The 15,496-nt window shown below is 32.8% G+C and carries 10 protein-coding genes; 7 read left to right on the top strand and 3 right to left on the bottom strand.

From position 1 onward, the window contains the following. Positions 1-3: 3 nt before the first annotated feature. From BT107_RS16105 to BT107_RS16080, 6 genes are all read left to right on the top strand, one after another. Entirely contained in the window at positions 4-1,623 is a 1,620-nt protein-coding gene (locus BT107_RS16105; RefSeq protein WP_072304867.1) for a DUF5060 domain-containing protein, read from the top strand. Positions 1,624-1,743: 120 nt separating this feature from the next. Continuing rightward, complete coding sequence (locus BT107_RS16100) at positions 1,744-3,291, top strand: alpha-L-fucosidase (protein WP_072304866.1); 1,548 nt, start codon at positions 1,744-1,746, stop codon at positions 3,289-3,291. 80 nt (positions 3,292-3,371) lie between these two features. After that, complete coding sequence (locus BT107_RS16095) at positions 3,372-4,280, top strand: 3-keto-disaccharide hydrolase (protein WP_072304935.1); 909 nt, start codon at positions 3,372-3,374, stop codon at positions 4,278-4,280. Positions 4,281-4,419: 139 nt separating this feature from the next. Then, entirely contained in the window at positions 4,420-5,985 is a 1,566-nt protein-coding gene (locus BT107_RS16090) for an alpha-L-fucosidase (RefSeq protein WP_072304865.1), read from the top strand. A gap of 41 nt (positions 5,986-6,026) precedes the next feature. Next, positions 6,027-7,364, top strand: a complete 1,338-nt coding sequence (locus BT107_RS16085; protein ID WP_072304864.1) for a family 43 glycosylhydrolase — start codon at positions 6,027-6,029, stop codon at positions 7,362-7,364. A 6-nt stretch (positions 7,365-7,370) separates the two neighbouring features. Further along, the gene (locus tag BT107_RS16080; RefSeq protein ID WP_072304863.1) at positions 7,371-8,885 is read left to right on the top strand and encodes a sulfatase family protein; all 1,515 of its coding nucleotides are present in this window, start codon (positions 7,371-7,373) and stop codon (positions 8,883-8,885) included. 68 nt (positions 8,886-8,953) lie between these two features. On the opposite strand, the gene BT107_RS16075 is transcribed toward BT107_RS16080, so the two are convergent. The 3 genes from BT107_RS16075 to BT107_RS16065 form a co-directional block, all read right to left on the bottom strand. Continuing rightward, complete coding sequence (locus tag BT107_RS16075; protein WP_072304862.1) at positions 8,954-10,201, bottom strand: glycoside hydrolase family 117 protein; 1,248 nt, start codon at positions 10,199-10,201, stop codon at positions 8,954-8,956. A gap of 1 nt (position 10,202) precedes the next feature. Continuing rightward, positions 10,203-11,093: a family 16 glycosylhydrolase gene (locus BT107_RS16070; protein WP_072304861.1), complete on the bottom strand. Its 891-nt coding sequence runs from the start codon at positions 11,091-11,093 to the stop codon at positions 10,203-10,205. 89 nt (positions 11,094-11,182) lie between these two features. Beyond that, entirely contained in the window at positions 11,183-12,565 is a 1,383-nt protein-coding gene (locus tag BT107_RS16065) for a glycoside hydrolase family 28 protein (RefSeq protein ID WP_072304860.1), read from the bottom strand. Between the two features lie 223 nt (positions 12,566-12,788). Between BT107_RS16065 and BT107_RS16060 the strand changes: the two genes are divergently transcribed. After that, complete coding sequence (locus BT107_RS16060) at positions 12,789-15,401, top strand: VPS10 domain-containing protein (protein ID WP_072304859.1); 2,613 nt, start codon at positions 12,789-12,791, stop codon at positions 15,399-15,401. The last annotated feature ends 95 nt before the right edge of the window (positions 15,402-15,496 follow it).

Below are 15,496 nucleotides of genomic sequence, written 5' to 3'. Positions count from 1 at the left end.
GTTATGCAAAATAGACAAAGGCTTTTAGTTGTTATTCTGTTGTTTATTTTTTCAACAGCAACTAGTCAACTTAAAAAAGAAAACTACAAGTCTAACATTGTTTTTAAAATTCCTAAATGGGAGGTTCTAGACATTATATTTACTACAAACCAAAAAGTAGCATCGCCTTATAAAACTAATTTTTACGCTGTTTTTACCCATAGTAATGGTACAGCACAACAAGTACCAGGTTTTTATAATGGTAATAAAGAATGGGTAATACGGTTCTCTAGTTCTTTAGAGGGTAAATGGAGTTTTACAATTCAAGGAGACGTAAAAAAAATAAATAATAAAAAAGGTAGTGTAGTTGTGTCTTCTGCTGTTGTTGATAATCATGGAGGACTAGTGATACAACAAAATGATCCTCAAAATTTTTATTATGAAGATGGTACACCTTATTTTTTATTGGCTTTTGAGTGTGACTGGCTTTATGCTTTAGATTACCACGACAAAAAAGGATTGCCAAAAACAGAGCATCTTTTAAACCTTTTAAACCAAAACGGATTTAATCAGGTAGTGATGAACGTTTTTTCTTATGATGTTAGCTGGACCAAAGATTCTAAATTAGAGCAACATCCAGAACATGAATTTGGTGGTCCAAAAGATATTTTTCCTTTTCTAGGGAATAATGACAATCCAAATTACTCAGCTCTAAATCCAGAATTTTTCAAAAAATTAGATCGTACAATTAGTTTAATGCATAACAAACGCATAGCATCTCATTTAATGATTTATGTTTGGAACAAACTAGTAGCTTGGCCAGGGATGAACACTAATGCAGACAATATGTATTTTGATTATGTGGTAAAAAGATACCAGGCTTTTCCTAATATAGTATGGGATATTTCTAAAGAGGCGTTGTATTATGGTAGAGCAGATGAAGATTATATTCACGGAAGAATAGAAAGGTTAAAAGCAAACGATAAATACAATAGGTTGGTTTCTGTACATGATTATAAATATTGTTCTAATTTTCCTGATAAAGTAGATTTTATTTCTTCTCAAAATTGGTCTCATAATATTTATAATAAAATGTTAGAAGCCAAAACAAAATTTAAAAACAAGCCCATATTTAATATAGAGCACGGTGGTTATGAAGAGTCTCCGTATACCGTTTTTACAGGAGATTATACCAATGCAGAAACCTGTTTACGCCGTAACTATATGTGTTTGTTTTCGGGTGTGTATACAACTTATTATTGGCAGGGTACTTCTTGGAATGTAATAATTTATAACCCTTTTGAGCAACCTAAAGAATTTAATAAGCCAAAGTTTGCATACTTTAATCATATGCAAAAACTGTTTAGCAAGTTTCAGTTTCATAAAATGAAACCAACTCCGTGGCATAATGGTAGTGGCTATAACTTAACAGATGATAAAGGCACAGTTCTACTATACATACACAAAGAAAACTACGGAATAGATGCTGCATTTTTAAAAAAGAAAGAAGAAAACCGAACTATGCAGTGGTTTAATACAATAACAGGAGAGTTTACAAAAGAGGTTGCAATAGAAAAACAAGGAAAGTTTAAGTCTCCTTGGGCAGAAACAGCAGATGCAATTCTTATTTCTAGGCTTAAATAGTAGTAAAAACAAGGAATTAGACATTTGGTCTACTATAAAAAACATACGTTTTAATGCTTTTAAAAGTATAATTGGAATTTCGCTTTAGATAATTAGAACAACCTATTAAGATCTATTGATATGAAAAGTGGAAAATATATAGTACTGAGCTTTTTTATTCTTTCATTAACTATTCTGTCTTGTGCAGATAAAAAGGAAAAGAAAGAAGAAGTAACTCAAGAAGTAAAGCCAGTTTACGAAGCAAATTGGGAATCTATCAAAAAAAATTATAAAGATCCAACTTGGTTTAATAAAAAAAAATTCGGAATTTTTATTCATTGGGGAGCCTATAGTGTTCCTGAATATTCATCAGAATGGTATCCACGTAAAATGTATATGGACACTGCTACTTTTTCTGCGCAGTTAAAGCCAGAAAAAAAAGGGCCATCAGATGTATATACGCATCATAAAGCAAATTGGGGAGATCAAAAAGAGTTTGGTTATAAAGACTTTATACCAATGTTTAAAGGTGAAAAGTTTGACGCAAACGAATGGATAGATTTATTTAAGAAATCAGGAGCAAAATATGTAATTCCTGTTGCAGAACATCATGATGGTTTTGCAATGTACAAGTCTAATATTACTCGTTGGAACTCTGTAGATATGGGACCTAAAAGAGATATTCTAGGAGAGTTATTTAAAGCAGGAAGGCAAAAGGGTATGATTATGGGTGCGTCTTCTCATTTTGCTTTTAATTGGTCATTCTTCAATAAAAAAGATCATTTTGATACTACAGACCCGGCATATGCAGATTTGTACTCAACTAAAGGTAAAAATTTAAACGAGCCAGTTTCTAAAGAATTTAAAGAATTATGGTGGGCAAGAACTAAAGATATTATAGACAATTACCAACCAGATATTATGTGGTTCGATTTTTATTTAGATATTCCAGATTTTGCAGACCAAAGACCAAAATTAGCAGCTTACTACTACAATAAAGGTCTAGAGTGGGGTAAAGAAGTTGTGCTGCAAGACAAAAACTTTTCACATGAAGCTTTTCCAGAGGGTACAGTTATTTATGATTTAGAACGTGGTAAGTTACCAGGTATACGTAAGTTGCCTTGGCAAACAGATACATCAATAGGAAAAAACTCTTGGAGTTATGTATCTAATTGGCAGTCTAAAACAGCCAACCAAATTGTAGATGATTTGGTAGATATAGTAAGTAAAAATGGAAATCTATTATTAAATGTAGGTCCAAAATCAGACGGAACAATACCAGAAGATCAAAAAGAAATTTTACTCCAAATAGGAGACTGGTTGGCAATTAATGGCGAAGCAATTTATGATACTACCTATTGGAAAACGTTTGGAGAAGGACCAACAGAGGTTAAAAAAGGTCACCACTCTGAGGGTAATAATAAAGATCTATCTTCTAAAGATATTAGGTTTACAACCAAAGAAAATAAATTATATGCTATTGTGTTAGATTGGCCTAAAGATGGTGTTGTAACTATAGAATCTTTAGCTAAAGGAGCAACATATGCAAAAGATATTAATATTACCAGTGCAAAAGTATTGGGTAGTACAGAAGAGATTAAATGGAGTCAAGATAATAAAGGTTTAATGGTTACAATGCCTAAAGAAAAACCAAGCGACTTTGCATATGTTATTGAGTTAGAAATGTAGTTAAATTGTTTAATGTTATTAAGGGCCAAGATTTTATTAGTTTAAAATTTTGGCTTTTTTATTTTAAAGTGATGTCTGTTATGAACGTATTTTTTTCAAAAAAAGCACCCGTTTTTATTATAATATTAACCGCTTTAATTTTTTTTGGGTGCAAAGCTACTAAGGTTAAAAAAAACACAAGCTCGTCTACTGCTAATTTGTTTGATGATAACTTGTCTAATTGGGAAGTTTGGATGGGAGCCGTACATACTTCTGTAGATTTAGATGTAGAAAAGTTTACAGATGTAAAAACAGGAAAGCCCTTAGGTTTAAACAAAGATATTAAAAATGTTTTTTCAGTTATAAAAGAAGGTAATACGCCTGTATTAAAAATAACAGGAGAAATTTACGGTGGCTTAACAACTAAAAAAGAATACGGAAACTACCACTTATCTGTACAGTTTAAATGGGGACAAAAAAAATGGGAGCCACGCTTACGTACCAAAAGAGATAGCGGAATTTTATACCACGCAAAGGGGCCACACGGAGCTTTTTGGAATGTTTGGATGTCTAGCTTAGAGTTTCAAGTACAAGAAGGAGATTGTGGAGATTTTATTGCTCTAACAGATGTTTTTGGAGATGTTCCCGCAGAAAAAAAGTATGCTAAAAACGGAAAGGCATTTTTTGTATATAATCCTAATGCAGAATTGGTTCCTTTAAAATGGGGCGCAGAATTTGAGTCTGGTCAGGCAAGTAAATTTGGAATGTTTGAGAAGCCAAACGGAGAATGGAATACATTAGAAATTTATTGTTTGGGGCCAGAAAGTATACACCTTGTAAACGGTAAAGTTGTAAACAGGGTAAAAAATGCCCGTTATTTAAAAAATGGTATTGTTACACCAGTAACTAAAGGAAAAATACAAATACAGTCTGAAGCTGCTGAGGTATATTATAAAAATTTAAGTATTACGCCAATTACTTCTTTCCCTAAAAAGTATGTAAATAAGTAGTATTTATAATGTAATTCATCATCCGTTCTATATTCTAAAACATACGTTATCTGCTTGCAAAGGCTATTAAATTAATTTTGAAAGTGTTGTTTATAACAACAAGTATCCCTTTTTGTAATTATAATACCCCTTTTTAAGTATGATAAAATTTAAATTAACAATAGTAGCTCTTAGTATAACTGCACTTGGTTATAGTCAATCATCAAAAGAACAAAAAAATAACAGTAAGCCATATAAAGAGAGTTGGGAGTCATTAGAAAAAGTAAATGCAGCTCCAAATTGGTTTCAAGATGCAAAATTTGGAATCTATGCGCATTGGGGACCAGTTTCTTCTGCTTTTGAAGGTACAGACCCAACTAAATATTATGCAGGTTGGCACGGAATGAAAATGTATGAAGATGGAAAAAAAGTACCAACTAAAAACGGCAAGCCAACAACAAACTATGTCCACCATAAAAAAAAGTATGGTAACCCAGCTAAATACGGTTATAAGCATATAATAGAACAGTTTTCTCCAACAGCTTTTAATGCAAAAGAATGGGCAGACTTGTTTGCTAAATCTGGAGCAAAGTTTGCAGGACCCGTAGCTATGCATCATGATAATTTTGCTATGTGGAACAGTAAGGTTACACGTTGGAACTCTATAAATTATGGAGACATAGATCCATCAGCAGAACTAAAAAAAGAAATAGAGGCAAAGGGGCTAAAATTTATGGCTTCTTTTCATCATGCATTTACTTGGAAATATTTTGCACCTGCGCATAAACACGGTGGCATAAGCCCTAAAGATTATGACTTATATACAAATCCGCATTCATTAGAATCTAATACTCCAGATGAAGATTTTTATAATGATTGGTGGCTTAAAATTAAAGAATATATAGATGTGTACCAACCAGATTTAATTTGGTTTGACTGGTGGTTAGAGAATATGACTGAAGAAAGTAGGCAACAATTTTTAGCCTATTACTACAACAAAGGAATAGAATGGAACAAAGAAGTAGTGGTGTCTTATAAAGAAACTACTTTTCCAGAAACTACAGCTGTTAAAGACTATGAGCGTGGAAGACCTAATCAGCCAAAATCGGCTTCATGGTTAACTGACACCTCTCCTGGGGCTTGGTTTTACAGACCAAACGCAAAATTTAAAACTCCAAACGAGCTTGTAGATATACTTGTAGATATTGTGTCTAAAAATGGATTAATGCTTTTAAACGTACCGCCAAATCCTGATGGTTCTATACCAAATGAAATGAAAAATTTATTGTTAGATATGGGGAGTTGGTTAGCTGTAAATGGAGATGCAATTTACGGTACAAGACCTTGGACAATTTTTGGAGAAGGACCAACACGTTTACCAGAAGGCGGGCATAAAGTTGAAAAATTTAAAATAGAATATACAAACGCGGATATTAGGTTTACTAAAAAATCTGATAATGAATTCTACATTATAGTAATGGATACTCCTGAAAAAGAAGTTATTGTAAAATCTTTATCTACTTCTATAGGGGTTTTAAATTCTAAAATAGAAAACATAACACTATTGGGTAGTAATGAAAAAATTAATTGGAAAAGAGATCAGAGAGGACTTGTAATAGAAGCTCCTAGGACATTCCCAACTAAGTATGCGCACGCATTTAAGGTTATTTTAGAAGGATACAAAGAAAATAATATTGGAGGGGCCATAGACGCTCATGCGGATTAGTATACTTATCAAAAACACATTTAATTAAAATAAATATTTATATGAAAAACGTTTTACAATTTTTTGTAATACTGCTATTAATAGGCAATGGTTTAAAAGCACAAAACCCTTTGGTAACAGATATATTTACAGCAGACCCAACTGCTCGTGTTTTTAATGGTAAGTTGTATGTTTATCCGTCTCATGACATTGTACCAGAAGAAGGTATAGAAGCTCCAAAATTTTGTATGCCAGATTATCATATGTATTCTTTAGAAGGCGGTAATACTTGGAAAGACTATGGTGTTGTTTTAGATCAAAATAGCGTGCCTTGGGGTAAAAAAAACTCATACGGAATGTGGGCACCAGATTGTATTAAAAAAGGAGATACATATTACTATTATTACCCTGCGGAACCAGTAGATAAGTCTTCTTTTAGACGTATAGGAGTTGGTACTTCTAAAAGCCCTACAGGGCCATTTAAATGGGAAAAAAACTATATAAAAAATGTAGAAGGTATAGATCCAGGATTGTTGTTAGATGACAATGGTAAAGCCTATTTATATTTTGGAGGAGGAGAAAAATTATTTGTAGCACCTTTAAAAGGTAATATGAAAGAAGTAGCTTCAAAACCCATAAAAATTGAAGGTTTGCCAGCAGGCTACAAAGAAGGTTCTTTTCCTATAAAAGCAAACGGTATGTATTACTTAACCTTTGCGCATGTATTTGCAAATGAAGGATACACTATTGCATACGCTACAAGTAACAATCCTTTAGGGCCTTTTACGTATAGAGGTAAAATAATGGACAACCTAGGCAATGGTACTAATCATCATTCTGTTGTAAAATACAAAGGAAAATGGATATTATTTTACCATTGGTGGGAAATTAGCGGTTACAACAAATTAAGATCTATGCGTGCAGATTATATGACATTTAAAGAAGATGGAACCATAGCCCGTGTAAAACCAACATTAAGAGGCATAGGCGCACCAACCATAGGAGAAAAAATACAAATAGATAGGTATAACGATATTAGTGGAGCAAAAACTAGTTTTGTAGGTGGTAATGAGCCTATTGGGTGGATGGTTACAGATACCAAAATGATGAGTAACGTAAGGTTTAATAATGTAGATTTTGCAAATGGTTCTGCTAAAAAAATGGTTGCACGTATTGCAAGCGGACAAAGAATAGGTTCTATGGAGGTACATTTAGGCAATCCTAAAGGAGATTTAATTGCAGAGTTTCCTATAAAATATACTGGTGGATGGAATACTTGGCAAACCATAGAAACAGATCTTTTAAAAGAAGTTTCTGGGATGCAAAATATTGTAGTTGTTTTTAAGTCTGTTTGGGGAGCAGATAAAATTGTAAACCTAAATTGGCTAATGTTAAAATAAGAAAGTATGTTAAAGAAAATTGTTTTTATAGTAAGTATTGTTCTTACAATACAAGTTTCCGCGCAAAAGCAACCAAATGTAATTGTTGTTTTAGCAGATGATATTGGTGTGGGCGATATTTCTTATTACAGACAAATGAACAGCAATAATGTAGTTTTAAAAACTCCCGCTATAGATAATTTAGCTAAAAGCGGAATGACTTTTACAGATGCACATTCACCTGCTGCGTTATGTGCGCCATCTAGATATGCAGTAATGACAGGTAATAATTGCTACCGTAGTTATGCTCCTTGGGGAGTGTGGGGATCATATCAACCATCACCCATTAAGTCAGACCAATTAACACTTGGTAAGCTTATGAAAAATGCAGGATACCAAACAGCTTTTTTTGGCAAATGGGGTTTTGGAATGGATTTTTTAAAAAAAGGAAGCGCTACAGAAATATACAGATCACCTAGAAAAAGAGTAGAATTAGATGTAGATGTAAACAAAATAGTAGGTAAAGGACCTTTAGATAATGGTTTTGATTACAGTTTAACTTTTCCTGCAGGTATACAAAACGTGCCATATGTTGTATATGAAAACGAAGAGTGGATGCCTTTAGAAAAAAACTCAGAAATTGGTTATATTTCACAAGAGAATATGACAAAAATAGGGGTTACTCTAGATAAAGATGAAGGCTTAGGAGATACAAATTGGGATCCGCACAATATGGGGCCATTACTTGTAAATAAAGCTGTAGATTATATTGCTAACGCAGATACAGACAAACCTTTTTTTATGTATTACTGTTCCTTGGCTGTGCACTTACCACACACACCAACCAAAAAACTTAATGGAGAAAAAATTGCAGGTGAAACGCCATCTAAACATTTAGATATGGTAAAAGAGTTAGATGTGCAAATGGCAATGCTTGTAGCTGCATTAAAAAAGAAAGGTGTTTATGATAATACCGTAATTGTATTTACATCAGACAATGGAGGTTTATTAAAAAAGAAAAGTATAAAAGCGGGACATAAATCTAATGATATTTATAGAGGCGGAAAAAACCAAGCTTATGAAGGCGGACATAGAGTACCTTTTATTGTCTGGTGGCCGGGAAAAATTAAGTCTGGTAGTACATCTAAAATACCAGTTTTAAGTATTGATATTCTTAGTACACTTGCAGCAATTACAAATCAGGAAATTGAAGAAAACCAAGCAAAAGATTCTGCTAATTTATTGCCTATTTTTCTAGGAGAGAATAAAAATACAGAAGTACATTCTTATTTGGTAACACAGTCTGGTACGGGTAAAGAAGCAATAATTATTAAAGACGGTTGGAAATTAATTATAGCTTTTGATAAAAAAGATAAGACTGATAGTACTAGAAAACCTGTTGCATTATTTAACCTAAATACCAATATTACGGAGAATGAAAAACAAAACTTGATAGATGCTCCTAAATATGCATCTAAAGTAAAAAGCCTTTTTACAACCTATAATAACTACAGAGATACAGGAGAAAAAACTAAAATTTAGAATATATATTCATAAAAAAGCCCAAACAATTTATACTCTTGTTTGGGCTTTTTTTAAGATGTTATTTTTTATTTGGATTTTTGTAATTCCTTATTATTTGTAGTTATACGTTCTTTTTGTTTTTTACTTAAACTTTGTTTTAAATACACCTCTGGTCTATGATAAACGTGGTGTTTTTTCATTTCAGGATCGTTAATTGCCTGACTTAAATCACAATCGAAACGCACTAAAATAGCGTGATTTTTATCCCATGTAGTGGCATTTGTAAAATGAGATAATCCCCAAGTAATACCAACACCATTTTTAGTATTTGTAAAAGCGTCTGGTACATAAGGACCAGCTGCGGCAGGCATCATCTCTACTAAAGAAGCAATCTCAAAATTAACTCCGTCTTTTGCAAATTGCACCGTATTATGCTCATTACCGTCTCTAATAGTTAATGCTGCAATACCATCTTTAAAAGGAAACATAGTAGTTTCATGACCAGATGTTAACACAGGGTTTAGTTTACTTTTTGTAAAGGGGCCAAAAGGGGAGTCTGCTGTGGCTAAACCTTGCATTCTTATTAAATTTGGATCACCATCAAAATCTGATTTATAATACAAGTATATTTTGTCTTTATAAACCAAAGGATAAGGGTCATGAATAGAGAATTGATCCCAAGTATCTTTTGGGCCGTTGGGAATTATAATTTTGTTAGTTGCTGTCCAAGGTCCATTTGGAGAATCTGCATGAGACATTAGTACAGGGCAATCATCTCCTCGTAAACCACTAGCTTCACTAAAACCTTGATAATACATATAGTATTTTCCTTTCCATTTTAAAATATCTGCAGTGCTCACAGATCTATGACCTAATGCTGGTTCTGGAGGTCTAGGTATAGCAACACCTTGTTCTTTCCAATTAAAACCATCTACACTGGTAGCATACCAAATTTCAGACAAATCCCAATCTGCAGAAGGTATAGTTTCTGTAGCTTGTTTGGCTCCTTTAGGAGGTGTTTCGGTTTTTCTGTGTGTATAATAAACATAGTATTTTCCGTTTTCAAAAATAATTTTAGATGGATCTCTACGGCTAACTGTACCGTCATCATTACTATAATCTAAACCTTCTACTTTGGTATATTTAAACTGAGTATACAGTTCATTATCCTCTGGTCTTGGCGCTAAGTAATTATCGTAATTACGTTGCATAGCAGTGCTTAACGGTTGTTTGGGTTTTTCCTTAGGTAATATAAAAGGAAAATTTTGCGCACATACAGTATTAGCCGTTAAAAAAAGGCAACTCATTATTAATGTTATTTTTAGTCTTTTCATATTATTTAGTGTCTACTAATTTCCAAGTTCTTACCCAGTTGTAGGTAGTAGTTCTTTCTTCTTTAGAACCGTTCATTCCGCCATCTTCAGGAACCGGATTCCAGTCATACGTTTCTACAACCATTCTTAAATACATATCTATATTAAAATCTGCCGCAGGCTTTACTTTGGAGACAAAATTGCCATCTATAAAAAATAAAATTTCATCTTTAGATTTCCACCACACTCCGTATACATGAAAATCATCATATGTTTTACTATTAAGACTGCCTTTAGATTTTACAGAGCCTTTTTCAAAGTCACAACCTTCCGGTATGTTTCTACTGTGTGTGTTAGAGTTCATAGATTCATCAAAATGTTTCATCCATTCTGCTTTGTTTACAATTTGCCCCACAGTTTCTTGTATGTCTAGTTCTGTAACCCTTTTATCACAACCTTTAAGTTCTCTAGATTCATTTATCAACCAAAAAGTAGAAGACATAAAGGTTTTGTTGGCTTTCATTTTACATTCGTAAAACCCGTATTTCATTGCGTTTACAGAGCCTACATAACCACCACCGTGCGTAAATGTTTTTCCGTTTTTAATAATTGGTTTGTCTAATAGAGTAGTTGTAATTTGTAAACTACCATCTTTAACCTTAATATTATCGGCTAAAAATAATCCTGGAGCACGGCCAATCCATCCTTGACCAGATATTTGCCATTTACTCTCATTTACTTTCTTGCCTTTAAATTCATCAGACATGTTTTTTACTAGCTTCCATTTTTTATGGGTAGGCTTTGGGTCTTGTCCATCTTTAAAAAACGGAGCTTTTTGAGCAAAAGATTGCCCAACACAAATAAAAATTAGTAGTAATGTGATTTTTTTAGTTACACGTAAAATAGATTTCATTTTAGTTAGTTTAAGGTTTTATATTTGGTTTAAGTACTTGTTTTTTTGAATATATTATAGATAGTTCTGTAGGGGCATTAAGTCCTATGTTAGTTGTCTTTAATAGTTTGTTTTTTTCGGTTTAAAAAAATAGAATTGCTATTAAAATGTAGAACATCATTTAAAACAACAGCAGGTCTTTTATCATCTAAAACAGTATGTAAATAAAAGTTGTTTATAAACAAACCATTAATATGTCTGGCATAAATACCAGAAGCAGGTAATGTGCCAACTAGACTAAATTCTGGCCACCAATTGCCTAAGGTTTCTAAAGTATACTCTTTAATATCTGTTCTATTAGCGTCTATTTTATTTCCACCGCCAGAAACTGTCATTTGTATATTGTTTAACTGTATGTCTGTAATGTAATTTTTAGGCATACCAGTTAAAAAAATAGCAGAGTTTTTATCTAAATCTTTATTATCTATAATAAAATTATTGAAAGAGAAAGAATGCATAGCCTTCATAGGAAGCATTTTCACAGGAGTATCTGTACCAGCTCTTTGTTGGCAGAAAGTCATAAAAATAGGTCTAGGAACGTTTTTCATGACAATGTTAGAAAAAATCATGTTTTTCATTTCACCACCCTCATTCATTTGTATTTTTAGTCCGGAATCTTGTATGTCATGAAACGTACAATTGCTTACAGTAACGGACTCAAAATCTCCTCTAGAAGCTAACCCAATGCGCATAGCGGCCCATTTGCTGGTAAATACGCAATTGTTAATTACAATGTCTTTACAAGGTTTATCTGGCCTAGATGTTTGCAAGCAAATAGAGTCGTCACTAGTATTAAAAGAAGAATTAGAAACACGTACGTTGGTACAACCATCAAAATCTAAACCATCTCCGTTGTGGTTAACTCTACTTGTAATTTTAATACCGTCTACAACAATTTCATTACAATATAACCAAGCAGAAGTCCAAGAAGCAGAGTTTATAAGAGTTACATCTTTAATTTTAATATTATTACAATTAAGAAAGCGTAACATCATTGGTCTACCGCCTTTTTCTTTTGTAAAATTGTTAGGAAAACCGTTGCCATTAATTGTTCCATTACCTTCTATAGAAAAAGAGTTTATTCCATCAGCAAAAATTAAACACCTGTCCATATGAGGTTCATTCTTATAAGTATTTTTGTGGGTATCTGTTGTATAGTCTTTGTAATCTGGACTGCCTAAAAGTACAGCACCATTTTGCAGATAAAGTGTTACATTATCTTTTAAATATATAGTGCCAATAAGTACTGTTTTACCAGCAGGAATTAAAACTTTTTCGCCACCTTGTTTGGAGCATAAATCAATAGCTTTTTGTACAGCTTTTGTATCTAAGGTTGTGCCATTGGCTTTTGCGCCATAATCCATAACATTATACTCGTTAGCACATACAGATAAACAAAAACCAATATAAAGAAGCAGGAAAAGGTGTTTCATTTTTTATTTTATTTTTCTGAAATAAAAGTATCAAATCAGAAGAGAAATAAGGGGAAGAGACTATTAGAATACTACCATAAATGGTTTTGTTTGTTTTAAAATAGTTTTAAATAGGTAATATTGTAAATTGTCTAGTTGTTTATTTGTTGTAATAGTAAAAACATATGTGTTGTTAAAGAATAATTAACTTGTGTAGATTTGAAAAAACATAACCTTACTCTTTATGAAAACTAACATTTTACTATTAGTTTCTATATTAATTATTTCTACAGGATATAGTCAGAATAAGAAAAATTTGGATGATTTTTTTGAAAAAATTAAGTCAGAGAGAGTAGACTCAGATTCGTTAATTATATGGAATAACTTTGGGCCAGGAATGTCTGGTTATAACGAGGAGTTTTGGACACACTCAACAGATACCAATACAATGTTTATGGGGCCAGATATGCACGTAAGTTACGGAACTTGGGATGCAGGTAAATCGTGGCATACGATTAAAGATTTTGATGGTAATGGTTTAGATATGGAACGTGTACATGATATTGTTTTCTCTAGGCAAAATCCAGACTTTGGTGTTGCAATAGAGCGTGCAGGAGGCGTTTATGTATCTAATGACAGAGGTAAAAGTTGGAAAATAATTTATACTATTCCGCGAACAAGTGGTAAACACGTTAGTAATGCACATACAAAAATTGCTATAAACCCTAAAGATGATACTGAATGGCTAATTGGAGCAGGCGACTTTTGGAATGTAAAAGAAAACCATAGAAGTTTAAAAAATCCGCACGGAAAAATTAGTTCAAGATCAAGTTATGGCTATGTTTTAAAGACCAAAGACAGAGGAAAATCTTGGATTAAAATAGCAACAAGTATTAATGAAAATTTAGATGTAGCCAGAATTGTTTATCATCCTAAAAACACAAAGAATATTTTTATTACCACCAATTATGGAGTTTATATAACTAATGACAGTGGTGCTAACTGGCATTTAAGTGACAAAGGACTACCAAACAACTTACCAAGAGACCTAACATCTTATTACAATGCAAAAACAGGTGAGTTTATATTGTACTTGGTAACACAAACAGAATATAAAAAAGACGGAAAATCTGTAACCTCTAAAGGTGGTGTGTATAAAAGTATAGACAATGGTGCGTCTTGGATTAATTGTACAGGTAATTTAGACATTAACTTAAATAAAATACAATTTTCTGCAGAAATAGACAGGTATTATAAAACAATTGGTTTTTGGTTTGGTATCACAAAAAATGAGGCTAAGTCTAAATTTACAGTTTTGCCTAATAGAATTTTACCTGTGTTTAATAGGTTGGTTGTTAATCCTTTAAATAAAAATGAAATTTATGTTTCTTTTAATAAAAAGCATGATAAATCTTTTGGGGCAGGAGACCTTTGGAAAACTGAAGACGGTGGAAAAACTTGGTTTGCTTGTGCAAGACAAGGAACTTACTGGTTGTCAAAAAAAGATACAGCATATTGGCAAAGTAGAAACAACCCTATGGGTGCAAATGTAACATTTGCACACCTGCAAAGATATATGAATAACCATGCAGAAATTTCGGGTAACCGTATGTTAGCAATTAATAATAAAGGAGATGTTTTTATAGGGATAGATCAACAAACTTTAAAATCTACAGATAACGGCAAAACTTGGTGTCAGATTGATGATAATGAGACATCTAAAGGAAGTAATAAATGGATTGGGCGTGGAGATAGTAATTTACCAGGAAGGTTTATGCTGTTGGAAACAGGAATTCCCGACAGAAGATTACTGGCAAGTGGCGAGCACGGATTATGGCAAACAACAAGTTTGGATAAATGGCCTAATAAACAGGCAGTTGCTGTAGAGCAAATAGATGGTCAAGTTCATGACCACAATGGTATGCACGGTCAACATTCTACTTCTACAATGGCTGTACATCCAAATAATCCAAATATTATTTATTCATTAGGTTGGAGACAAGAGCATAGAGGGAAAATAAGAAGAACAAATGATGGAGGTAAAACTTGGAAAAATATAGCCACAATTTTTGATGCAGATAACAATTCATGGGAGGGCTTGGCAATGCAATACTCCTTAATTATAGATCCTGTTACTCCAGAGAATATGTATTTCTGTGCTATTAAAAAACCTATTTCAGAAGTAGGTAGTAAAGCACCAAAGCTTACCAAGGGTGGTTATGGATTTTACCGTTCTTTAGATGGCGGCTATACTTGGGAGTTAAGTAATAATGGGTTTCATAAAAATGTAAGTGTACGCAGAATTAAAATGGATTCTAAAAACTCTAATATTTTGTATGCTGCTTGTAATGATGATGATGGAGGGTTATATAAATCAACAAACAAAGGAAGTAATTGGGAAAAAATTAAAATACCATCCCAAATAAAAGCGGTAAATAATGTTTTTATAGATCGTAATAGTCATAACATATACATAGCAACCGGAAGACGTTCTGGAACTTATGAAGAAGGCGGTGTTTGGATGTCAAAAAATAATGGAAAAAGTTGGAATAAAATTTTTAATGCTCCTTTTGTTTGGCAAGTAGAGACTTCTCCTTTAGATGAAAATATTATTGTAATTAGTGTGGCCGGACAAGCAAATAATTTAATTGATAATTTTAAAAACCCAGGAATTTATTTGTCCGAGGACGGCGCTATTAGTTGGAAAAAAATAAACAAAGGCTTAGGGCAACCTAATAAAATGGTAGATGTTAAGCCAGACCCTTATAATGAAAATGTTCTTTGGAGTGCAGGTTGGGGTTCAGGTTGGTTTATTACATACTTAAATAACAGTAAAGAACCTTGGTTAAAAAAATAGAATGAAGAAGCCAAATACAATTAAAACCCTTTCTTTATCATACAAGCCATTTAGGTCATAATGCAATAGATTTTCTAAATCCGTACAATGGGAAT

Origin of the sequence: Cellulophaga fucicola (assembly GCF_900119145.1) — a bacterium.
Classification (GTDB): Bacteria; Bacteroidota; Bacteroidia; order Flavobacteriales; family Flavobacteriaceae; genus Cellulophaga; species Cellulophaga fucicola.
This window is presented reverse-complemented; position numbering and strand designations above follow the sequence as displayed.